Annotated in this window: 15 protein-coding genes; 3 read left to right on the top strand and 12 right to left on the bottom strand. The window is 67.4% G+C overall.

Annotated features, from left to right (window positions below; all coding sequences use genetic code 11):
• Window positions 1–19: 19 nt before the first annotated feature.
• From ACNO8X_RS08095 to hemL, 5 genes are all read right to left on the bottom strand, one after another.
• Window positions 20–1,519 carry a cytochrome c biogenesis protein ResB gene (locus tag ACNO8X_RS08095; protein WP_418005818.1) on the bottom strand — a complete coding sequence of 500 codons (1,500 nt, stop codon included), beginning with the start codon at window positions 1,517–1,519 and terminating at the stop codon, window positions 20–22.
• A 107-nt stretch (window positions 1,520–1,626) separates the two neighbouring features.
• A complete protein-coding gene (locus tag ACNO8X_RS08090; protein WP_418004874.1) occupies window positions 1,627–2,412 on the bottom strand; it encodes a cytochrome c biogenesis CcdA family protein in 786 nt (261 codons plus the stop codon).
• Window positions 2,409–2,987, bottom strand: a complete 579-nt coding sequence (locus ACNO8X_RS08085; protein WP_418005817.1) for a TlpA disulfide reductase family protein — start codon at window positions 2,985–2,987, stop codon at window positions 2,409–2,411. Before ACNO8X_RS08085 ends, ACNO8X_RS08090 begins: the two co-directional genes overlap by 4 nt.
• Window positions 2,988–3,016: 29 nt before the next feature.
• Window positions 3,017–3,625, bottom strand: coding sequence for a histidine phosphatase family protein (locus tag ACNO8X_RS08080; protein ID WP_418004873.1), 609 nt, complete (start codon window positions 3,623–3,625; stop codon window positions 3,017–3,019).
• On the bottom strand, window positions 3,622–4,926 hold the full coding sequence (gene hemL / locus ACNO8X_RS08075; protein WP_418004872.1) for a glutamate-1-semialdehyde 2,1-aminomutase: 1,305 nt from the start codon (window positions 4,924–4,926) through the stop codon (window positions 3,622–3,624). Before hemL ends, ACNO8X_RS08080 begins: the two co-directional genes overlap by 4 nt.
• Window positions 4,927–5,088: 162 nt before the next feature.
• Between hemL and ACNO8X_RS08070 the strand changes: the two genes are divergently transcribed.
• Entirely contained in the window at window positions 5,089–5,955 is an 867-nt protein-coding gene (locus ACNO8X_RS08070) for an FkbM family methyltransferase (protein WP_418004871.1), read from the top strand.
• Between the two features lie 17 nt (window positions 5,956–5,972).
• Here ACNO8X_RS08070 and ACNO8X_RS08065 read toward each other — a convergent pair whose 3' ends face one another.
• From ACNO8X_RS08065 to ACNO8X_RS08050, 4 genes are all read right to left on the bottom strand, one after another.
• Window positions 5,973–7,421 (bottom strand): cytochrome P450, encoded by a 1,449-nt coding sequence (locus ACNO8X_RS08065; protein WP_418004870.1) that lies wholly within the window; start codon window positions 7,419–7,421, stop codon window positions 5,973–5,975.
• A gap of 19 nt (window positions 7,422–7,440) precedes the next feature.
• Window positions 7,441–8,091 (bottom strand): TetR/AcrR family transcriptional regulator, encoded by a 651-nt coding sequence (locus tag ACNO8X_RS08060; RefSeq protein ID WP_418004869.1) that lies wholly within the window; start codon window positions 8,089–8,091, stop codon window positions 7,441–7,443.
• 82 nt (window positions 8,092–8,173) lie between these two features.
• Window positions 8,174–8,560, bottom strand: coding sequence for a hypothetical protein (locus tag ACNO8X_RS08055; protein WP_043401421.1), 387 nt, complete (start codon window positions 8,558–8,560; stop codon window positions 8,174–8,176).
• Window positions 8,561–8,575: 15 nt separating this feature from the next.
• Window positions 8,576–9,904, bottom strand: a complete 1,329-nt coding sequence (locus ACNO8X_RS08050) for an aspartate aminotransferase family protein (RefSeq protein WP_418004868.1) — start codon at window positions 9,902–9,904, stop codon at window positions 8,576–8,578.
• Window positions 9,905–10,024: 120 nt separating this feature from the next.
• Here ACNO8X_RS08050 and ACNO8X_RS08045 point away from each other — a divergent pair, with 120 nt between their 5' ends.
• Window positions 10,025–10,405, top strand: a complete 381-nt coding sequence (locus tag ACNO8X_RS08045) for a nitroreductase family deazaflavin-dependent oxidoreductase (protein WP_418004867.1) — start codon at window positions 10,025–10,027, stop codon at window positions 10,403–10,405.
• 48 nt (window positions 10,406–10,453) lie between these two features.
• Here ACNO8X_RS08045 and ACNO8X_RS08040 read toward each other — a convergent pair whose 3' ends face one another.
• Window positions 10,454–10,933 carry a MarR family winged helix-turn-helix transcriptional regulator gene (locus ACNO8X_RS08040; protein WP_418004866.1) on the bottom strand — a complete coding sequence of 160 codons (480 nt, stop codon included), beginning with the start codon at window positions 10,931–10,933 and terminating at the stop codon, window positions 10,454–10,456.
• A gap of 174 nt (window positions 10,934–11,107) precedes the next feature.
• On the opposite strand from ACNO8X_RS08040, the gene ACNO8X_RS08035 reads away from it, so the two are divergent.
• A complete protein-coding gene (locus tag ACNO8X_RS08035; protein ID WP_418004865.1) occupies window positions 11,108–11,524 on the top strand; it encodes a DUF5313 domain-containing protein in 417 nt (138 codons plus the stop codon).
• A 52-nt stretch (window positions 11,525–11,576) separates the two neighbouring features.
• Here the strand turns inward: ACNO8X_RS08035 and ACNO8X_RS08030 are convergent, their stop codons facing one another.
• Together ACNO8X_RS08030 and ACNO8X_RS08025 are read right to left on the bottom strand one after the other, a co-directional pair.
• Window positions 11,577–11,963, bottom strand: a complete 387-nt coding sequence (locus ACNO8X_RS08030) for a carboxymuconolactone decarboxylase family protein (RefSeq protein ID WP_418004864.1) — start codon at window positions 11,961–11,963, stop codon at window positions 11,577–11,579.
• A 103-nt stretch (window positions 11,964–12,066) separates the two neighbouring features.
• Window positions 12,067–22,041, bottom strand: coding sequence for an Ig-like domain-containing protein (locus ACNO8X_RS08025; protein WP_418004863.1), 9,975 nt, complete (start codon window positions 22,039–22,041; stop codon window positions 12,067–12,069).
• Window positions 22,042–22,836: the final 795 nt, after the last annotated feature.

Here is a 22,836-nt window from a genome sequence, read left to right as displayed (position 1 = left end):
TTCGCTACTCGCTGACCGTTCATGCTTCCGTTCCTCTCACCAGCCGCGCGGTGAGTCGCTCGAACTCGTCACCCCACCCCGAGTTGTCCGTCCGGGCCAGGCCGCCGAGCTCGACGTTGACGGTACCCGGCTGGGCCGACACGATCCGAATCCAGACGCGGCGGCGGCGCACCACCAATGACACCACCAGCCCGGCCATCATGGTCAGCGCGAACACCAACACCCACACCTGCGCCGGGTCGTGCGAGACCTGCACGTTGATGAACGGCACCGCGCCGTCGAACTTCACGATGGTGCCGTCGTCCAGCTTGGTCTGCTCGCCGGCCTTCAGGTTGACGCGCGCCTGCTTGATGAGCCGCTTCTGCTCGATGAGGCTGGGGTCCAGCGAGAACAAGGATTGCGGCTTACCACTGTCCAGGCCGCTGTCGCCACGGTAGATGTCGATGGCCACCGCGGGCGCGTTCATCGCCGGGAAGCTCGAGGACAGCAGCTTGCCGTCGAGTTCGGCGGTCGGCGCGAACAGCCCCTGGATGGCGATCTGGTGCTTGCGCCGCTCGCGGTCGTCGGGATAGGTACCGCCAGGCGGGTCGACGCGCATCACGCCCGACGACAGCATGGTCAGCGCGTTCTCGGGCTTCCACTGCACCGTCGACGTACGGGTCTGCCCATTCGGGAAGGTGACGGTGAAGGTCGGCGCGTAGCCGTGTCCCTGCAGGTAGATGCGCTCGCCACCGATGCGCAGCGGGTGGTTGACCTCGAGCCGGTACGGCCGCCAGGTGCCGCTGACCAGGTCAGCGCCGTCCTGGTAGTCGATGTTGGCCGCGAATGCGGTGGCCTGCCCGCTGGGCAGGTACCGGGCGTCGAAGTCGTGCACGCGCAGGCAGCTGGGGTGCAGCGCGGTGCCGTCGACGACGTTGCCGGCGCGGAACGAGTCGAATGCGGCCGGCGACGCCGAGCAGAACCCGGGCCCGCCGTCGGCGATGACGATGACGTTGCCCTCGTAGCCGAACAGCTTGCCGAACGCGATGGCGACCAGCAGGCCCAGCAGCGAGAAGTGGAAGACGATGTTGCCGAACTCGCGCAGGTAGCCCTTCTCGGCGGAAATCTCGCGAGTGCCGTCCTCCAGGGTGCGGGTGGTCTGCCGCCAGCCTTTGAGCCGCTTGGTCATCTGCTCGGCGACGGCATCCGGCTCGCCGGGAACGACGGCTTCGGCGTGCTTGGGCAGCCGCGTCAGGTTCCGCGGGGCGGGCACGGGGATGGCGCGCAGGCTGCGGACGTGCTCGAGCATGCGCGGCGTCAGGCAGCCCACGAGCGAGATGAACAGCAGCACGTAGATCGAGGTGAACCAGAAGCTCGAGAACACCGAGAAGGCCTGCACCCTGTCCAGCCACGGGCCGATCGTCGGGTGCTGCGCCAGGTATTCGTCAACCTTGCTGGCGTTGAGCGAGCGCTGCGGCAGCAGTGCACCCGGGACGGCGCCGAGGGCCAGCAGGAACAACAGCACCAGCGCGGTGCCCATCGACGTCAGGTTGCGCCAGGTGTTGCGGAACAGCGCGACCACCCGCGAGATGGGGCCGGGGCGCCGGGTGTCGGTGCCCTGCACATCTTCGGGCGAGGAAACGTCGGTCATATCGGGAGCCTCACGTTGCTGACGAAGGCGTCGCGCACCCACGAAGTGAAGTCGTTCCACACGCCGGTGACCAGCGCCGTGCCCACCACGATCAGCAGCAGCCCGCCGAAGATCTGGATGGCGCGGGTGTGCCGGCGCAGCCAGCCCAGCCCCTGCACGGCACGGGCCGAGCCGAAGGCCAACAGCACGAACGGAATTCCGAGACCCAGGCAGTACGCGATCACCAGAGCGATACCGCGGGCGACGCTGGCGCCGTCACTGGCCGAGGCCACGGCGATGACGCCGGTGAGCGTCGGGCCCAGGCACGGCGTCCAGCCGAGACCGAACACCGCCCCGAGCAGCGGGGCGCCCAGGACCGTCGACACCTGCCGCGGCGTGAACCGCACCTGTCGCTGCAGCGCGGGCACCAGCCCGATGAACACCAGGCCCATCAGCACCGTGACGACGCCGCCGATGCGTTGCAGCAGAAGCTGATTGGCGATCAGCGTGGTGGTGAGGCCGAGGACCGCGACCGCGCCCATGAGGAACACCGCGGTGAAGCCCGCGACGAACAGCGCCGCCGCGCCGGCGACCCGCCAGCGCGCGGTGCGCACCTTCATGGACCCCGCGGCGCCTGCCGCATCGTCGTCGTCCACCCCGACCACCGCGGCCAGATACGACAGATACCCGGGCACCAGCGGCACCACGCACGGCGAGGCGAACGACACCAGACCGGCCAGCACGCTCACCCCGATGGCCACCAACAGCGGTCCAGCCGCGGCGGTCTCGGCGAAGGAGGTCATGCCTTGCCTTCTTCGGCGAGCCGTTCGACGACGGGCTTGAGATCGTCGGCCAGCAGTTCCCGCAGGAACACCGCGGCCACCCGGTGCTCGCGGTCCAGCACCAGCGTCGACGGGATGACCGTCGTCGGGTATTTGCCGCCGAACGCGATCATGGTGCGCATCGCCGGGTCGTAGATGGACGGGAACGTCACCTTGTGGTCGACGACGAAGTCGACGGCGGACTGCCGGTTGTTGTCCCGCACGTCGATGCCTAGAAAAGCCACGCCGCGACCCCTTGTGGCCTCGTACACCTTCTCCAGTTCGGAGATCTCCGAACGGCACGGGCCGCACCACTGGCCCCAGACGTTGATCACCACGACCTGACCCGAAAAGTCGTCCAGGGATAGGGTTTTCGAGGGATCCGCGAGCGACGGCCCACGCACCGCGCCGGGCTTGCCACGGCTGGCGGGCGGGTCGTAGAAGATGTCGGTCTTACCGCCGGGGGCCACGAATTCGAAGGTGCCGCCCTGAGCGACGGCGTCGTCACCGGTGGAGCAGCCGACCAGCAGTGCGGCGGCCATCGATACAGCCACCATCACCACCCGAGCACGGGCCACCCGCGAAATCACTGTCCGGCCAGCTCCGCGTAAGCCCAGCCGACCATCTGGTCGCCGTGGAAGTAGAACGAGGTCACCGACGCCAGGTTGCACATCCGCCTGGTCGGGAAGTGGTGCAGCTTCTTGCCCAGCATCGCGCGCCGCAGCGTCTCGACCGGCAGCTGATGGCTGACGCACACCGCCTCGTGGCCCGCGCCCTTGATCCGGGCCCGGTCGACGGCGCCGGTCATGCGCTCGGCGATGTGCTTGTACGGTTCGCCCCACGACGGGGTCTTCGGGTCGCGCAGGTGCCACCAGTTGCGCGGGTCACGCAGGGCGCCGTCGCCGGGTGAAACCCGCTGTCCCTCAAAGACATTCTCCGACTCGATGAGGTGCGGATCGGTGTCGATGGGCAGGCCGTGCCGGGCCGCGATGGGCGTCGCGGTCTCCTGCGCGCGCTCCAGCGGCGAGGCCACGACGTAGACGATGTCGCGTTCGGCCAGCCAGCCGGCGACCGCCGCGGCCTGGGCCTGGCCGCGTTCGGAGAGGTGGAAATCGGGCTTGCGGCCGTAGAGGATCTGGTCCGGATTGTGGACCTCGCCGTGACGCATCACGTGCACGATCGTCTTGTCGGTCATGCGGGCTCCTGAGCTTGAGCGGCGGCCCGCGCGGCGGCGGGCAGCGCGTCGGCGATCCGGTCGAACGCAGCGTCGTCGAGTGCGGCCGAGACGAACCAGGTTTCGAAGGCACTGCACGGCGGGTACACCCCGGCGTCCAGCAGGGCGTGGAAGAAAGCCGGGTAACGCCAGGTCTCGGTAGCCTTGGCGGACGCGAAGTCGGTGACGGGCGCGTCACCGAAGAACACCGTCAGGAAGTTCCCGGCCCGCGAAATCCGGTGCGCCACAGACGCTTCGGTCAGCGCGTCACCGATGAGCCCGGAGAGCCGGTCGGCGTTCACGTCCAGGGCGCGGTAGACGGCGTCGTCGGCGGCGCGCAGCGTGGCCAGGCCGGCGGCCATCGCCACGGGGTTCCCGGACAGCGTCCCGGCCTGGTACACCGGCCCCAGCGGAGCCAGGCGTTCCATCACCTCGGTGCGGCCGCCGAAGGCCGCGGCGGGCAGGCCGCCGCTCATCACCTTGCCGAAGGTGAACAGGTCGGCGGCGACGGGATCGAGGCCGTACCAACCGCCGCGGCTCACGCGGAAACCCGTCATCACCTCATCGATGATGAGCAGCGCGCCATGCTCGGCGGTGATCTGCCGCAGCGCGGCGTTGTAGCCCTCGGCCGGCGGGACGGTGCCCATGTTGCCGGGGCTGGCCTCGGTGATCACACAGGCGATCTGATCACCGATGGCGGCGAAGGTCTGACGCACCGCGTCCAGGTCGTTGTACGGCAGCACGATGGTGTCGGCCGCTGCCGCACCCGTGACGCCGGGCGACGACGGCAGGCCCAAAGTGGCCACGCCAGAGCCGGCATCGGCCAGCAGCGCGTCGCTGTGGCCGTGGTAGCAGCCGGAGAACTTGATGATCTTGGGCCGGCCGGTGAAGCCGCGGGCCAGCCGGATGGCGCTCATCGTGGCTTCGGTGCCGGAGTTGACGAAGCGGATGCGCTCGACGGGCGCGACCCGGTCGATGATCTCGCGCGCCAGCTCCGTCTCCGCGGGCGTCGGCGCACCGAAGGACAGGCCGTTGACCGCGGTGGTCCGTACGGCCTCGACCACTGCCGGGTGGGCGTGGCCCAGGATCATCGGCCCCCAGGAGCACACCAGATCGACGTAGCGGTTGCCGTCGGCGTCGGTCAGCCAGTAGCCGTTGGCCGAGGTGATGAATGCAGGGGTGCCGCCGACCGAGCTGAAGGCCCGCACGGGCGAGTTGACCCCGCCCGGGATCACGGTCGACGCGTCGGCGAACAGTTTCGCGGAGACGTCGGTAGAGCGCATGGTCACCAGTGTCCCAGCCGCACGCGAATGGACCAACTACAGGGTGTAGGAGGGGGCGGGGCACCAGCCCGGCAGTAAATTGCAATCTCGTCAATATTTCCGCTGCCGGCCGCGAAACCTTGGTAGCTTCGATCTTCGAGATTTCCTCGCGAAGGTTCGCCCATGACTTCTGTCGCCACGTCACCGATCCACGATTTGGTCTGCTGCTCGCGCCTTTCCAGCGTCCTGGACATCGGCGCGAATCCGATCGACGGCGATCCTCCATATCAGGAGATGCTGGAGTCGGCGCTCTGCACGGTGATCGGATTCGAGCCACAAGAAGCTGCGCTGGGCGAACTGGAGCGACGAAAGGGCGCCAGGGAGAAGTATCTGCCCCATGTCGTCGGCGACGGGCAACGGCATCGCTTGAAGATCACCGCGGCATCGGGAATGACGAGCCTTCTCACTCCCGACCCGAAGCAACTCCGCCTGTTCAACGGATTCCCTGAGTGGGGCGCAGTGATCGAGGAGATCGACGTGCAGACGCATCGCCTCGACGACATCGACGACGTCGCCGACTTCGACCTGCTCAAGATCGACGTCCAGGGCGGGGAACTGATGGTGTTCCGGCATGGTCGCGAGAAGTTGAAGAACGCTGTCGCAATCCAAACAGAGGTGTCGTTCGTGCCCCTTTACGAGGGCCAGCCGACTTTCGGCGACGTGGACATCGAACTACGACGCCAGGGATTTCTGCCGCATTCGTTTCCGGCGATAAAGCGATGGGCGATCGCGCCAACTGTTTTCGGTGGTGATTTCCGCCGCGGCGGGAACCAATTGCTCGAAGCCGACATCGTTTACGTACGGGATATCGCCTATCCCGAACGCATGACAACCGAGCAGTTGTCACAGCTCGCGATGATCGCGTTTCACGTCTACGGCTCGATTGACCTTGCGCTGTTCTGCATCACCGAACTGAGCCGCCGCGGGCAGGCTGCAGCGGACGCCGGCACACAGTTCCTACAGCGTGCTGCACCAACTGCTCCGCACTGAATCCGCGGCGACGCCTGTCAGGGTGCCAGTGGCCGCAGGGTCACCGGGAAGTCGTCGGTGGGCACCACGAGCGAGGTGTGGTCCCACTCGAGCTCATAGTCCGCCGGGATTTCGAACCGATAGCGGAGCAGCATCTTGTGCAGCAGCGCTTTCACCTCGGCAGATCCGAACGTCATGCCGATGCACTTGTGGGCGCCACCACCGAACGGCACGTACCCGAAGCGGTGTTCCTTGTGCTCGCTGCGTGGCTCTTCGAACCGGAGCGGATCGAATGCGTGCGAATTGGTCCAGGAGTCCCCCAGCTCGTGGGTGGCCCCCGGTGCGACGGAGATCATGGTGCCTGCCGGCACGTAGTAACCGGCCAGGTCGATGTCCTCGGTGGTCTTGCGCACCATGGCAGGCACGGGTGCGACCAGCCGCATCGACTCCTTGAAGACCAACTCCAGCGTCTCGAGCGTTTCCAGATCGTCGATGCCGATGTGGCCGGGGTCGCCGAGGACCAGCGATTCCGCGCGGCACTTGTCCTGCCACTCGGGGTGCTTGGCCAGGTAGTAGACCATCGCGGTGGCGGTGATGGTCGAGGTGTCGTGCGCCGCCATCATCAGGAAGATCATGTGGTTCACGATGTCGTCGTCGGTGAACTTCTCACCGTCCTCGGTCTCGACCCGACACAGCGTGGCGAACAGGTCGTCGTCGGCAGACGCCCGCTTGGCCGGGATCAGCTCGCGGAAGTACTTCTCGAGTTTCTGCCTGCCGATCAGCCCGCGGTTCCATCGGGTGGGCAGCACGGGCACCGGGCGGCGGATGTAACCCGTGCCGGCCCGTACCGCATCCTCGAACGCCTCGATCAGCTCCTGGGATTCCGCGCTGGGCTCGGCGCCCATGAACACCCGGGTGGCGATCTCGAGCGAGGTGTTCTTGATCGCCGGGTACATCAGCATCGGCTGATCGGTCGGCCAGCTCGGCAAGGTGGCGTCGATGACCGCCTGGACCTGCTCCTGGTACGCCACGAGACGGGTCCGGGTGAACGCCACCTGCATGATCCGCCGGTGCAGGAGGTGTTCCTGGCCGTCGAGCAGCATCAAGCCACGGGTGAAGAACGGGCCGATGAAGTACTCCCAACCGGCCTGGGACATGGCCTTGCTGCGGTTGGTGAGCACCTCCTGCACCGCATCCGGACCGAGCGCCCACACCACCCGCGTCGCGAAAGCATGACTCCAGGTGACGGGGCCGTATTTGGCGTAGTACCGGAGTGCCGATTCCTGGCCGTGCAGCAGCACCTCGACTGTCTTGCCCAGCCCCGGCAGTCCGCGCTCCCCCATCACCGGCTTCAGCCCGCTGCCCGGCGGCGGCTCGGCCAGCGGTTCCCCGGTGGTGCCGATCCGCTCGGTGAGCTCATCCAGAAGGCCAAATACCTTTGTGCCCAACGTTTTCCGGGCATTGCCCAGGATTCCTGCCGAGGTCATGTCGCTTGTTCCTTAGGGGTTAGTTGGCCATGCCGAAGCGAGCGCGGGGCGAGCTGTGCAGCACGTCCGCGGTGATGCTCAAGAAGAATTGGGTGCAGTCGTCGAGCAGTTCTTCGCAGTTCGCGGCAGGGTCGGCCATCCACGCGGTGAGCAGTTCGACGAACCCGCCGACGAAGAAGCGCGAGATGGTCAGCAACCGGCCCGGGTCGGTGCCCGGCCGCAGGTAGTCGCCGCCCAGATTCGCGATGATGGCGGCGATGCGCTCACTGGTGTCGCGACGACGTTCGGCCAGCCCGGGGCTGGCCAGCGAAAGATTGAGCACGACCCGCCCCTTGCGCGGATCCGCCGCGAAAAGGTCCACCGCGCAACGCAATCCCGCATTGACCTGACGAGACAGCTCCGACGGCGCCTGCGCGACCCTATCGAGGCCCAGCTGGATCATTTCTTCGACGATCGAGTCGTAGACGGCCACGGTGAGCGCGTCGGTATCCGCGAAGCTCTCGTAGAAGTACCGCGATGACAGGTTGGCGGTCTTGCAGACCCCGCGCAGGGTGACGGCCGTCAGCCCGCCGGTGCCCAGAAGTTCCAGGCCGACATCAAGGAAACGGGCGCGACGCTCGGAGCTTCGCTCACTGGCGCTACGTCCGCCATAGCTTCGGGCTTCGGCCATTTCGCCATCTTGGCACAAGTGAGTGCAGATGGATAGACCATCTGCTCACATATGTGCGCAGATACTGAGGTCAGCGCGGACCCTACTGCTGCGGAGCCAGCTTGAAGACCGGGTGGTCGGCGTCGTCGGGCAGTTCTTTCCAGTAGCCCTCGACGACCTTGCCGGCCAGCGGCCGGTACGCCGCGATGATCGGCGCCCGGTCCGCGACCGGAATCTCGGTGGCCAGGTAGTTCGCCTTGCCGAGCGCCACCACCGGGTTCTCCCGGACGTTCTTCACCCATGCCGATTCGCCGCGGGTCGACACCAGGTACTTCACCCCGTCCACCTCCGGCACCACGACCGGGATGCGCTGCGGCAAATGGTTGGAGCTGCGGGTGACGGTCAGCGTTTCACTGCCACCGATGCCGGTCAGCCGCGCAATCGGGTTGAAGACGTTGACGACGAACCACGGCGGCTTGAGGTAGGCCATGGCCAAAGCCTATGGCTACACCGCGCTCAGCGCATCGTCCAGAATGTCCAACCCACGCTTGGCATCGTCGATGCTGATGTTGCACGGCGGCACCAGGTGGAAGCGGTTGTAGTTCATGAACAGCAGCAGGCCGTTCTGCCGGGCACGCGCATTGATCGCGCCCATCTCCGGCGAGCTGCCGCCGTACGGTGCCAGCGGCTCCTTGGTGGCCCGGTCCTTGACCAGCTCCACGGCCCAGAACACGCCCAGACCGCGGACGTCGCCGATGATGTCGTGCTTCTCGGCCAGTGCCGCGAGGCCGGGACCGAAGACGTCGGTGCCGATCAGCTCGGCGTTCTCGACGATCTTCTCGTCGTGCATCGCGTTGATCGTCGCCACGGACGCCGCACACGCCAGCGGGTGGCCCGAGTACGTCAGCCCGCCCGGGTACGGCTGCTCCAGGAAGCGCTCCAGGATCTTGTCGCTGACGATGACGCCGCCGAGCGGCACATAGCCGGAGTTGACGCCCTTGGCGAAGGTGATGAGGTCCGGCGTGACGCCGTAGTTGTCCAGCGCGAACCACTTACCGGTACGGCCGAAGCCTGCCATGACCTCGTCGAGGATCATCACGATGCCGTGCTGGTCGCACAGCTCGCGCACGCCCTGCAGGTAGCCGGGCGGCGGCGGCATGATGCCGACGGTGCCGGGCACCGACTCCAGGATGATCGCGGCGAACGCGCCCGGGCCTTCGAATTCAATGACGGACCGCAGGTGCGCCAGGGCGCGCTCGGACTCTTCCTCCTGCGTCTGCGAACCGAACTGGCTGCGGTACTGGAACGGCCCGAAGAAGTGCGTGGTGCCTTCGCTGCCGTAGTCGTTGCCCCAGCGGCGGACGTCGCCGGTCAGGTTGATCGTCAGCGCGGTGCCGCCGTGGTAGCTGCGGTAGGTCGACAGCGTCTTGTAGCGGCCGGTGTACACGCGGGCCATGCGGATGGCGTGCTCAACGGCGTCGGCGCCGCCGTTGGTGAAGAACACGCGGTTGAAACCTTCGGGGGCCACCTGGCAGATCAGGTCGGCGGCAGTGGCCCGGGCCTCGTTGGCGTGCTGCGGCGCGATGGTGCACAGCTTGGCGGCCTGCTCCGCGATGGCCGCGACGACCTTGGGGTGCTGGTGGCCGATGTTGGTGTAGACGAGCTGGCTGGAGAAATCGAGCAGCCGGTTGCCGTCACCGTCGATGAGGTAGCTGCCCTCGGCGCCGGTGAAGACCAGTGGGTCGAGCTTCCCCTGGGCCGACCACGAGTGGAATACGCGGCTGCGCTCCAGGTCATAGATCCGGCGGGCGTCAGCGTTGGCGGGCGCAGGCATGCATTCCTCCTCGAAAATGAATCAGCGGGCTGGTGTGCGGCACGGCGGCATCGCCGCTACCGATCGGTAACATTACTCGCTTCCCTGGCCGCCTCCGTCACGATGGCGCACGATGAGGACATGCAGATTCCGCAATCGGTCGCCCGTTTCAACCGTCGGGTCACCAATCCCATCCAACGGCTGTGGGCCGGCCGCGCGCCGACGTTCGGCATCCTCGAGCACGTCGGGCGTAAGTCCGGCAAGACGTTCCGCACGCCGCTGACGGTGTTCACCACCGCCGACGGCTTCGCCATCCTGCTGACCTACGGCCCCGACCGCGACTGGCTCAAGAACATCACCAAGTCCGGTGGCGGCCGGATAACCCGGCGCGGTCACACGGTCGACGTCGTCGACCCGCGCGTGGTGAGCAAGGAGGAAGCCGCCCCGCTCATCACCGGTTCTCTACGTAAGGTGTTTCCGCGCTTGCCTTTTGAGCAGGCAGTGCTGCTGCGGCGTGGGTAGCTACCCCATCGAACGCACCTCGGCAACGATCGCCGTCTAGTACGCGGGTCACTCTGCCGACTCGCCGGCAGCAACGGCAGCTGCATTGATCTTGGTGAGCACAGCGTGGAGGTGCTCCAGTTCGGTCAGATCAACGCCCAGTTGCTTTACGACTGCCGGCGGGATTTTCAGTGCGCGGCGTCGTAGCGCGACCCCTTTGGGCGTCAGGGTGATGTGTGTGGTGCGTTCGTCGGTGGCGCTACGGGTGCGGTGGATCAGCTCAAGGGTTTCGAGGCGTTTGAGCATCGGCGACACGGTGGCCGAATCCATCTGCAGCAACGCGGCGATCTGTTTGACGGTCAACGGGTCTTGCTTGGATTTTGCGTTGTCCCACAACGCCAGCAGGACAAGGTATTGCGGATGCGTCAGCCCGAGCGGCTCGAGTAGTGGCCGGTAGATGGCAAGCACCGCACGGTTGGTGATAGCCAGCGCGAAGCAGACCTGACGTTCCAGGGCGAGCGGGTCGACGTCTTCTGAGACAGTGGACATGCCGCCCAGTTTATTACCAGTTAGGGCCCTAACATTTTGTGCCCGCTGCGTCTGTCGAAATCGCCATCGGCGGCACCCCCTCCTGGCGGAATAGCGGACTAACAGATAGTGTACTAACTATTAGGGCACAAATAAGGTGGTGTCCCCTCGATCCGATCAGTCAAAGGAGTCGTCATGGCCGCCGATCGTCCGACGTTCTGGCAGCACATCGCCTACGCCTACGGGCGCCGCTTGCCGGATCACCTGCAGGACTGGGTTCGTCGCGACCTCACCGACGACGGGGCGGTACGCCGGCACATGATCCGATACGCAATCCCACCGGTTTTCGTGCTGGCTCCGCTGTGGCTGCTACCGGCATCGGTGTACGTCCACTCCGAGATGACGCTGCCGATCTACTTCTGGGCCTTGGTGATGGCGTTCGTACTCAACAAAGTGTGGCGCCGATACCGCCTCGCCCAACATGGCATGGACCCCAATCTGATCGACGAGGTTCAGCGGCAGCAGCAGGCACAGATGCATGAGCGCTACATCGAGCGCTACGGCCAACGACCAGAATCGGCCAAATGGCAGGCCAACAGCCGGCCGTTCTGACGCCCGCATCCGAGCGCCAGAAAGCGCACCTGAAATCGGCCCGCGTACGCGCCTAGGGAGTCTCGTCCAGCACCTGCTGGACCACCCGCATCGCGCTCAGCGCCGCGGGCGCCCCGCAGTAGCCCGTCGCGTGGATGATCGCTTCGACGATCTCCTCGCGGGTGAGTCCATTGTTCAGACCGCCCCGGACGTGGCCGGCGAGTTCCTCATGGGCGCGCAGGGCCGTCAGCATGCCGAGGTTGAGCAGGCTGCGATCGCGGCGGCTCAGGCCCGGCCGGTTCCACACCGCGTCCCACACGTGTTCGGTGACGAAGCGCTGGATCGGTTCCGATTCGGTGCCGCTGGTTCGGGCCAGCGCACGGTCGACGAACTCGTCGCCCATCACCTGACGGCGGGTGGTGATTCCGGCCTCGAACGCCGAAGCTGGCTCGCTGGTCATGTCTGGGCCTTCCCTCTCGATGTCGTTGCGGCCGACCGTACGCGTAGCAGGGCCAGAATCGAATCAAGCGTTTCGATCGTCTACCTCTGGCAGGCCATCCGGCTCAACCGCCGGTCACGTCCCCGCTACTGCCTGCGCTCCCGCCAAATCCGTCGTCACCGGCGTGACCGCCAAAACTTGCGGCGCCACCGAAACCACCAAGACCACCGATGCCTCCGAATCCACCGAGGGCACTGGCGGTAGAGGCGCTGTTGGTGATGATGGCAGCGCCGCCGTCACCACCATCTCCGCCATCACCACCGCGACCGCCATCGCCAGGGCTGCCGAATGCATCTCCGCCGTTACCGCCGAAGGAGCCGTCACCGCCCCAACCGCCGCTGACCCCGCCCAGCCCTGCTGTGGATGCCGAGCCGCCGTTGCCGCCCGAGCCGCCGCTGCCGCCGTTGTTGCCATTGGGGCCATCGGTGCCGTCACCGCCGAAGCCGCCGCCTCCGCCGTCGCCGCCTATTGCGATGGCGGTGGAAGTGCTGTTGCCGATGGTCGCACCGCCACCGCCGCCGCCCTTGCCGCCGCCTCCACCCGGGGCATTGCCACTGGAGCCGTCATAGACCGCGCTGCCGCCCCAGCCGCCGTGGCCGCCATACGCGTCGCCGCGCCCGGTGGTGGCGACATCACCTCCGAATCCACCGGTACCGCCGGCGGTGAACAGCTGTCCGCCGCCCCAGGTTGAATACGCTTCGTTGCGGCTGCCACTTCCGCCTGATCCTCCGTGGGCACCACTGACGGTGACCGTCGATGTGGTGTTGGTGACACCAGCGAATCCTCCGCTGCCTCCGTTTCCGCCCACACCATCACTACCGTCACCGCCTGCGCCGCCATTGCCGGCAGTGACCTGTCCGGTGCCGTAGGTGATCGCACTGCCACCGTTGCCGCCGGCGCCGCCATTCGTGCCGTCGGAGCCGTTGCGCCCGTCGGCGCCCTGAGCATTGCCGGTCCCGTATGTGACTGCACTGCCGCCCGAACCGCCGGCACCGCCGGTGCTGATCGTTTCCCAGCCGTAGCTGGTCGCGCCGCCGCCACCCGCGTATCCGCCAGCTGCACCGACCGCGTCAACTGGCGACATGCTGTTGTAGATGTTCGCGCTCCCGCCCGAGCCACCGTTGCCGCCAGCGTTTGTGCCATCTCCGCCGTCGCCGCCGGTTCCGGCGTCGGCTTGTCCGAATCCGTAGTTGACGGCGGTTCCACCGGCGCCGCCTGCACCGCCGATGGCCCCGTCGCCACCCGCACCGCCGTGGCCCGCAGTGGCCGTGCCGGTCGAAGAACTGCTGTTGAAGTTGCTGATGTCCCCGTTGGAGTCAGGCATTGGTGTGTAGGTGTAGACGTAGTCGAAGTTGCCGTAGTTGGGACTGTAGAACTGGGGGCCGTTGCTGCCCGAGTCAAGCTTCAGGATGTTGGAATGGCTGCCATAGGGGGTATGGCTGCCAAAGTTGTAGGCGACCAGTCCCGCGCTACCAACGTAGGCGCTACCGCCGGCGCCACCGCCTCCGCCTGTGCCGTAGGGCAAATCGCCGCCGTCTCCACCATCACCAGCAGTAGCGTCTCCGGTTCCGAGAGCGACGGCGTTGCCACCCATGCCTCCACCTCCACTACTACCGCTTCCGCCGTCACCACCCAAGGCCCAACCAGCCCCGTAGTTGACGGCGCCACCGCCGTTGTTTCCAGCGCCGCCCGACCCGCCGTCACCGCCTGCGGCGGTTGAAGTTGAATTGATGTTGAGGATCACCGCGTTACCCCCGCCGCCGCCAGCACCTGTGCCGGCAGCGCCGACGGTCCCGTCACGGCCATCAGCACCGCTAGCTGCCCCGAAGCCATAGGTCACGGCGTCACCGCCGGCGCCGCCTCCGCCGCCTGTCCGGCCGCTGCCGCCGACCCCGCCCACACCTCCGACAACATCAAGGCCAGAGGCACTGTTGGAGATCAAGACGTCCCCGCCTCGGCCGCCCGTACCGCCGGTGTCGGCGCCATCGCCGCCATCGCCACCGGCGCCGGCGCTGACCTGACCCACGCCGTATGTAGTGGCGTCGCCACCTCTACCGCCAGCACCACCGCTGGAAGCGGTGCCTGTACCACCCACTGCGCCAGCACCGCCGAACGCATGCCCACCAGAAGCAGTGTTGTGAATGGTGGCGTCGCCTCCATCGCCTCCGATGCCCCCATTCGGACCCGCGGTACCGATGCGGCCCGCACCGCCGAAAGCGTTTCCGGTGCCATAGGTATCTGCGGTGCCGCCGGCACCGCCGGCGCCGCCAGTGCCAGCGCTGCCGCCGCCGAACCCGCCGTCTCCACCGACTACATCGAGGGTTGACGCGGTGTTCGAGATGCCCACACTGCCACCGCCACCGCCGACCCCGCCTGCGGTGGTGCCGTAGCCTCCGTTGCCCGCGAGACCTGCGGTGACGTGCCCGCTACCGCTCGTCGATGCGGAGCCGCCGTAACCACCTGTTCCACCAGTCGCGCTTATCGAGCTGCTGGAGATCCCGAGGTGAGCGTTGCCGCCTTGACCACCATCACCGCCGCGTAGGTCGCCGCTGCCGGTGGTGCCGACGTAACCGCCGGCTCCGCCCGCGCCCCCGGCAGTGATCTGCGACGACGCGCCCCAGCTCGAGGCGGTTTCGTCGCGAGTCCCGTCGCCACCTCGTCCGCCGCGGGCACCAATGACATTCACGTCGGATGAGGTGTTAGAGATGCTGGCCATGCCCGCGCTACCTGCGATACCGCCGACTCCGTCGGTTCCGTTGCCGCCGTTGCCACCGTTACCGGCGGTGACGTGTCCCGTGCCATAAGTGGTGGCGCTGCCGCCGCTGCCGCCGGCTCCACCGTTTGCCCCGGTCGAGCCGTCGCGTCCGTCGGCGCCGTGCGCGTTGCCGGTGCCATAGGTAACGGCATTGCCTCCGCTGCCGCCAACTCCGCCAGTGCTATTGGTTTGCCACCCATAACTGGTCGCGCCACCGCTACCCGCGTGTCCGCCCTCGGCGCCGACTGCGTCCACCGTCGAGGCGCTGTTGTAGATGTAGGCGCTGCCGCCAGTGCCGCCATTGCCACCAATCGCCGACGAATTCGAAGCTTCGTTCCACGTCGCGACGACGGCACCTTGGAAGTCGGCCAGTTCCTTCTTGATTCCGGAATAGTCGGATGCTGCTGGTCCGGTCAGACCGTCGAAGTCATTTCCTATCTTCTCGTACGTTTTTTCATCTAGGTGCACGTTCCAATATCCACCCGAATCGGCAGCTATTTCCATCGCGACAAGTACTGGGTCCTGACCGTCATCCGAAGGTTCCACGCCTCCGGAATCCACGAACAACTGCGACGCATTCCCTACATCGCCTGCGACCCAGCCGAACGTGAAGGCGCGGAATACAAAGTCTTTAGGGTCTTCGAGGTTGATGACAGCAACGTCACTCGGGAAGTCTGACGGTTCGTGCGTGAGTGGAGTTCCGAAGGTCACCAGGGCCGCCACGTTCGAATAACGACCAGACGCCGCAATGTTGGCGGCATCGATACCGCCTTGACTGTAGCCAACCAACATGATCGGCACATTGGGGTTCTCCGCAACCGCGGCATCCATTTCCCGCGTGACATCGGAATCCGGAATTCCAGCTTCGGCTAAAATATTCTCCTGTACTTTCGACTGATTTTCGCCCCAGAAATCTTGCGACGTACCCCCGACATAAACGATCAAACGTTCGTTGTCGTTGGCATCTCGCACTTTCTCAACAATGACGCCATTCGGAGCCAGCGCCTGCTCCATTGCCACCTTTCTTATGTGGTCGTACAGTCCGGCCGTTGATGTCGGAGACGCGCCGTAGGCGCCGTCACCGCCATCGCCGCCTACACCCGGCGCGGCCGGCCCAAGCCCATAGTTATAGGCGGATCCACCAGATCCGCCGTTACCCGCCACAGCACCGTCGCCACCGTTGCCGCCACGACCGCCGGAAGCGGTTGCAGTGGAGGAACTGCTGTTGACGAAATCGGCGTCCCCGCTGCTATTGATGTGTGGCGGGTACGCGTAGGTGTAGCCGTTCGTATAGGTCTGGACGTAGCCGGCCCCACCCACAAATGCGGTGCCACCGTCGCCACCGCGACCGCCGTAACCACCCGGCTTGTCACCGGTGACGCCCGACGGAACATCGGCACCCGCGTTATCGCCGCCCTCGCCGCCGCGGCCAGCTATGGCGTCTCCGGCTCCGAAGCCGTAGGCGTTACCGCCGGCGCCACCGGCGCCGCCGTTCGAATATTGGAAGTGCGATCCGGTCCCGCCTTCGCCGCCGTCGCCGCCCCAGGCTTGACCCGATCCGTAGTTGGTCGCCGCGCCGCCGGCACCGCCGCCCCCTGCGCCGAATTGCTGGCCGCCCGGGCCGCCGTTGCCTCCATCACCCCCCAGCGCGGTCTGGATGGATGCGACGTTGTAGATGGTCGCACTGCCGCCGGCACCGCCGCTACCACCGGCACTACTGCCCATTGCGCCGTCGCGGCCGTCTGCGCCCCTCGCACTTCCGGTGCCGTAAGTCGTGGCGCTGCCGCCTGCCCCACCGACTCCACCCAGCGGACCTCCGCCGCCAACGCCACCTGCCCCGCCTACGACGTCGACATTCGATGCGCTGTTGTAGACGACAGAGTCGCCCCCGCCGCCTCCGGTGCCGCCGAACGTACTGCCGCTACCACCATCGCCGCCGATGCCGGCAGCGACTTGTCCGAGGCCGGTCGTGGAGGCATCGCCACCGCCGCCGCCGACGCCGCCGTATCCGTAACCGCTGGCAGTTCCAGCCCCGCCATGCCCGCCGGTGCCACCTGTCGCGGTGCCGAAGGAGTTGAGGCTGCCAATGACGGCGGTGCCACCGTCACCTCCGGCGCCGCCTGCGCCGTAGCTGTCCCCGGCCCCGTCGGCGCCGCTATGTCCAGCGCCGCCGGTGGCATTTCCTGCGCCGTAGGTGGTGGCAGTACCGCCGCCGCCGCCGGCGCCGCCCGTTTGACCGGCGCCGCCGATACCGCCCTGTCCGCCAACCACATTCTGAGTGGAGACGTTGTTGTTGATGAAGGCATCGCCACCCTGGCCGCCCGCGCCACCAACGCTGATGCCGGCTCCGCCATTGCCGGCAGCCCCGGGGGTGATGTGCCCGGTGCCGGTGGTGGTGACGGAACCGCCCTTTCCTCCTGACCCGCCAGTGGTGGTGCCGTAGCCGCCGCTTCCTGCGTTCGCACCGGTGATGTCAATGCTGGAGCCGCTCTTGTAGATAGCGGCAGTACCCGCCCCACCGCCGGCACCGCCGGTTCCGTTGGTGCCGGCAGCACCATTGCCGCCCGCGCCGGCGATCACATGTCCCGTGCCGTAGTTGAAGGCACTGCCGCCGGAACCACCGGCTCCCCCATTGGAGCCACCCGTGCCGTCGAGCCCGTCCGCTCCGATCGCATCACCTGCGCCGTAGTTGTAGGCATTGCCGCCCGAAGAACCAGAGGCTCCGCCGCCACTGCCCGACAAGCCACCCGCAGCACCAACGGCATCGGCTGTCGATGCGCTGTTGACGACGTACGAGCTGCCGCCGTAGCCACCGACGCCGCCGACGTCTGTGCCGTCTCCACCGCCGCCTCCGGTACCCGGGTCGGCGTGCCCAAGACCGTAGTTGAAGGCACTGCCGCCGGCGCCCCCACTGCCTCCGGTGACGCCCCGGCCGCCGTGGCCGCCCAGCCCACCGGTCGCGGTAGCGGTCGACGAACTGTTGTTGATATCCGGCGCGTCGGGGCTCCCATAGGCATAGGGAAGATTTCCCTCGCCTGCGATATAGGCCTGGCCGCCCGCACCGCCCGACCCGCTGTAGCCACCGCTGTTATCTGCGCCCCGGCCGCCGACACCACCGTGTGCGTCACCCGCGCCATAGGCGTAAGCGCTGCCGCCGGCACCACCGTACGAGCCGTACTGGCTGGGCATACCTACTGCGCCGGCGCCTCCCGCTCCGCCGTACGCATCTCCGGTCCCATAAGTGGTCGCCTTGCCGCCGTCGGCTCCGACGCCACCGGTGACACTGCCGGTTGCGCCGTCACGTCCAGCACCGCCGATCGCATCACCGTGTCCCCAGGTGGTCGCGCTACCGCCAGCGCCGCCAGCTCCACCGGATTGGCCGGCACCGCCGGCCCCGCCGGATCCGCCAACGGCATCCATTTCTGAAGTGGCACTGGAGATTTGGGCAGTACCGCCCGTGCCACCGGCGCCACCCCAGCTCGAACCATCGCCACCTCTACCGCCGACACCTGCGGTGACATGTCCGACTCCCGCGGTAAGCGCACTTCCTCCGTCACCGCCGCGTCCACCGCCTGCACCTTGGCCGCCCGTTCCGCCACTGCCAGCGACCGCAGTTCCCGCTGAGGCTGCATTTGCCACCTGCGCGTAGCCGCCGTCTCCGCCCCTGCCGCCGCCTCCGTAGGTGCCATCGCCACCGGCGCCTCCCGCTCCGCCGTAGACGTCGCCGGTGCCGTAGGTGACCGCACCGCCACCGTTCCCACCGGCGCCGCCGCTGTAATGATTGGCGTCCGCGTCGGCCCCCGAGCCTCCGTCGCCTCCACGGACGTCGCCAGTAGACGCGCCGCCGATTGCGCCTGTGCTGCCAGCGGTGTAGCCGGTACCGCCGTCGCCGCCGGTACCGCTTGATCCGTCTGCGCCCGCGGCCCCACCGTAGCCACCTTCGCCATCCCAGCCGTGCATTCCGGTCGTACCCCAGATGCCGGCCGCGCCAGCACCGCCGTCGCCGGCCGTACCTGCATTGCCACCCGTACCGCCGTTCCCGCCGCCACCGTCCACGCCAATGTGACCGGATCCACCGGCAGCCACGCCACCCGCCAGGCCCCCGGCTCCGCCGACGCCTCCAGCGCCGCCGTCACCGCCTCGGCCGCCGGTGCTACCCATACCGGCGTTGGTACCCGCGACGCCAGCTGCCCCGGTGCCGCCCTTGCCGCCCGCGCCTCCGGCACCGCCTTGACCGCCGACGCCGCCTACCCCGCCATCGCCGGAGATCGAACCGCCAAGTCCGCCTTGACCTCCCGCACCACCGGCGCCACCGGTTTTACCGTTGCCGCCGGTACCACCGGCGATCGTTGCATCGGCGCCGGCCAAACCTGTCGTGCCGATACCACCAGCACCGCCCCTACCGCCGTCACCGAACAGGACCGCGTTGCCGCCGGTGCCGCCGGTCGCGCCCAGACCACCGGTACCGCCATCACCGCCGTGTCCGACCAGGCCTGCGTCGCCGCCGGCGCCACCGGCCATCCCCGCAGCCGTGGCGTCAAAACCCTTGCCGCCGTTGCCGATCAGCACGCCGCCGCTGCTGCCGTGGGGGTTTGCAGCGGTGCCGTCGGCGCCGTCGCCTACGAGTTCGTCACCGGCCAGGATTTCAGTGGCCACGTGCATCACTGCGCTGCGACTGGCCGCGACGGTAGCTGCCTCGTTCATCGCGGGTGAGCCCGATGCCGGGTTACCGGCGCCTGGGTCCAGATCGATCGTCGTCAGCGTGTCGTCGGCGGCGTTGGTGACATAGACGACCCCGCCGGGGCCAGCGGCCACCGACCCGGGCGCAGCACCCACAGCGTCGGTGCCGACGACGGTGTTGGTCGCGGTGTCGATCACCGACAGGGTGCCGTCGGAGCTGTTGGTGACGTAGACCGCGGTCCCATCGGAGGAGACCGCTACTCCGGTCGGGTCATGACCCACATTGACGGTGTGCGTAACGGTGTTGGTGGCGGCGTCGATCACCGAGACGGTGCCGTCGTTGCCGTTGACGACGTATGCCGTGCTGCCCGCAGGGTTGACCGCAACGCCGAGCGGCTCAGACCCCACCGCGATGGTGTGCGTCACGGTGTTGGTCTCGGTGTCGATCACCGAGACGGTGCCTGCGCCGGCGTTGGTGACATAGACGCTGTTGCCGTTGGGCGCGACCGTGACACCGTAGGGATCAGAACCCACAGTGATGGTTCTGGTGATCGTGTTCGTGGAGGCGTTGATTACCGACACCGTGCCGTCCATGACGTTGGTGACGTAGACGGTCTGTCCGCTGGGTGCGACGGCTACCCCGACGGGGGCCGACCCTACTGCGATGGTGGCGGTGACCGTGTTGGTGGCAGTGTTGATCACTGACACCGTGCCGTCACCCAGGTTGGTGACGTATGCCGTTGTGCCGGTTGGGTTTACCGCAACGCCGTACGGGACGGTTCCGACTGAGACGACGGCGGTGGTCACCCCGGTCTTGGTGTTGACCACCGATAGGGTGCCATCAGCACCATTGGTTACGTACGCGGTGCCGCCGTTGGGGGTAACCGCAACCCCGAACGGGGTGGTCCCGACCGCATCGGTCGTCTGGCTGAGTGTGGTGGCGACCGGCACGGTGACCGTTCCCGGGTCGCTGGTGGTGGAGCCCGAGGTAGCGGTGACGGTGAAACTGTCGATGCTCGCGCCACCCTGGGCACCCTGGTACAGCGCCACCGCCGTCGGTGTGTAGGTGAACGTCGAACCCGCGATTGTGACGGTGCCGTTGGTCGGGGCAGATGCCACGGTGTAGGTGACCGGGGCGTTGGTTGGGTTGGCCGAGATCAAGGTGCCGGTCACCACCCCGGTCGAGGGGTTGGTGGACAGGCTGCCCACCGTCGGGATCGTTTGGGCAGCAACGGTTCCCGGTTCAATCGGCACCGTGATCTGCGAACTAGCACTATAGGTGCCGTTGGACGCTGTCACGCTGAACATGTCGGTGGCGGCGGTGGTTGCAGTGGATCGCGCGGCCGCTGTCGGCGTGTAGGTGAACGCCCCGGTAGCGCTGTCGAGCTGCACTGCCCCGTTCGAAGGTATGGCGGAGACGGTGTAGGTCAATGGCCGCCCCGCCGGGTCGGTCGATGCGACCGTGCCCGTGACCGACCCTCCCACCGGATCCGCGGTGACCTTCGTCGCGACCGGCGCCGACGGTGTGTCCGCGACCGCGGTGATCGGCACAGTGATGAAGCCAGCGGCGCTGGTGTATGTGCCGTTGGTGGCAGTCACCGCGAAGCTGTCCGTCGTCGGCCCGCCGACCGAGGCCTGCTCCTGGGCCAAGAGGGTGGGCGTGTATGTATATGCCCCGGTCGGGGTGACCGTCACCGTGCCGCCCACCGGAGCGCCATTGGCAATTGCGGTGTAGGTCAACGATTTTCCAGCAGGGTCTGTGGCGGCAAGCGTGCCGGTGACAACACCGTTGGCCGCCGTCTGCTGACGGGCCGAGGCGGGTACTGATGGGGTATCGGCCACCATGGAGATCGGCACCGTGACGCTCTCGGTTGTCGAGGCAAGCCCGTCGCCGATCGTGACGGTGAACGTGTCCGCGGTTGCTCCACCTACCGAGGCGGCCTGGCGAGCGTTCACCGTAGGCGTGTAGGTGTAGTCGCCGGTCGGGGTCACCGCGACGGCGCCGTTGACCGGAGCAGCACTGACCGTGTACGTCAGTGGCAGGCCCGCCGGTCCGCGCGCGCCGAGGTTACCCGTCACCGTCCCCGTGGTCGGGTCCGGCGGCCCGACCGTTGGGGTACCGGCGACCGGTGGCGCCGCACCGGCGGCCGTCTGGAACTGGCGGAACAGCCCCCACAAGAATCCGCCGAATGGGCTCGACGGAGGGGTCGGACCTTGCGGATTGGCGCCGAACACGGTGAGGATGCCGGCCACCACCTTCAGCAATGGGATCCACTGCGACTTGAGTGGCGCCACGGGCGCGGTGACGGCGGCGGTGTTGGTGGTGGTGATTGCCGCGAGTCCGGCCTGGGTGGCGGGCACGGTGGCGGTTGCCGGGTTCACATTGAGTAACGCGGCCACGGGCATCTGGAGTTGCCGGCCGCTGGGCCCTGCACCGGCAGCGGGTCCGGGGACGCTTGCCGAAGCTCTCGGCGCTGCTGTCCCCGGTGCCGCCGCCGCGGCAGCCGGCTTGGGTGCGGCAACCACGGCGTTGCGGCTGCCCTTGGCGTTGCGGGACCCCCGTGAGTCGATACCCGACCCCGACTCAGCCGTTGCGGCGCTCACGTCACCGGCGGTCGGTGCTGCCGTTGGTGCAGAGGCGGGCGCCGACTTGGGTCCGCGGGACCGCCGCGGCGTGCCGTCACCGGACGAATGTTTGTCGGGATGGGTTGCGGTTACGGCATTGGGCGAACTCGGTTGTTTTTCATCAATACCCGTACCAGAACCAGACGTGTCGGGGCCGGCAGGCGTGCCGTGGCCGGCGGATGCCCCTTGGGTCTTCGCAGTAGCAGCGTCGGCGTGCTGCTGCCCGGCATGCGCATGGGACTTGTCGACACCGTCGTTGCCGGCTGCCGCGGCACCTTGCGATGTGCCCGGGGTACTCGACCCTGTGCTCGCGCCGCCATCAGCAGTCGAAACACCCATACCGTTGACCAACGCTGTACCGATGCCCAACGCAACGGCACCGGTTCCGAGCCACTTGTAGGGCTCGCGCGCCGGCTTGACCGCGTGACGCCCGCGGCCCGCATTCCGCGCCGAAGCCGCCTTGCCATGTCGATGGTGCCGACCCGCCATCACGCCTCCAGTCGCTAGCTGCCGACAAGAGAGGTATCACACCGTCAGGCAACTTTCCTGGCATTAGCTGGTGCATCCGCTTCTATTCGACCGATCGGACGACACCGTTGACACACAAGAACTTTCATCCTGCGCCATCCGCTCGACAGTTGACGCCAACAACTATTTCAGCGACCAACTCTGCGGGCCTTCACAGCCCACGCGCCGGTCAGCGCAAATCAACACCCGCCGCGCTCACGCTGACGTGTCGACGCCGCGGCAGCAATACCCGCGCACACCGCCCCG

Origin of the sequence: Mycobacterium sp. PDNC021, from assembly GCF_048282635.1 — a bacterium.
In the GTDB taxonomy this organism is placed as follows: Bacteria; Actinomycetota; Actinomycetes; order Mycobacteriales; family Mycobacteriaceae; genus Mycobacterium; species Mycobacterium llatzerense.
This window is presented reverse-complemented; position numbering and strand designations above follow the sequence as displayed.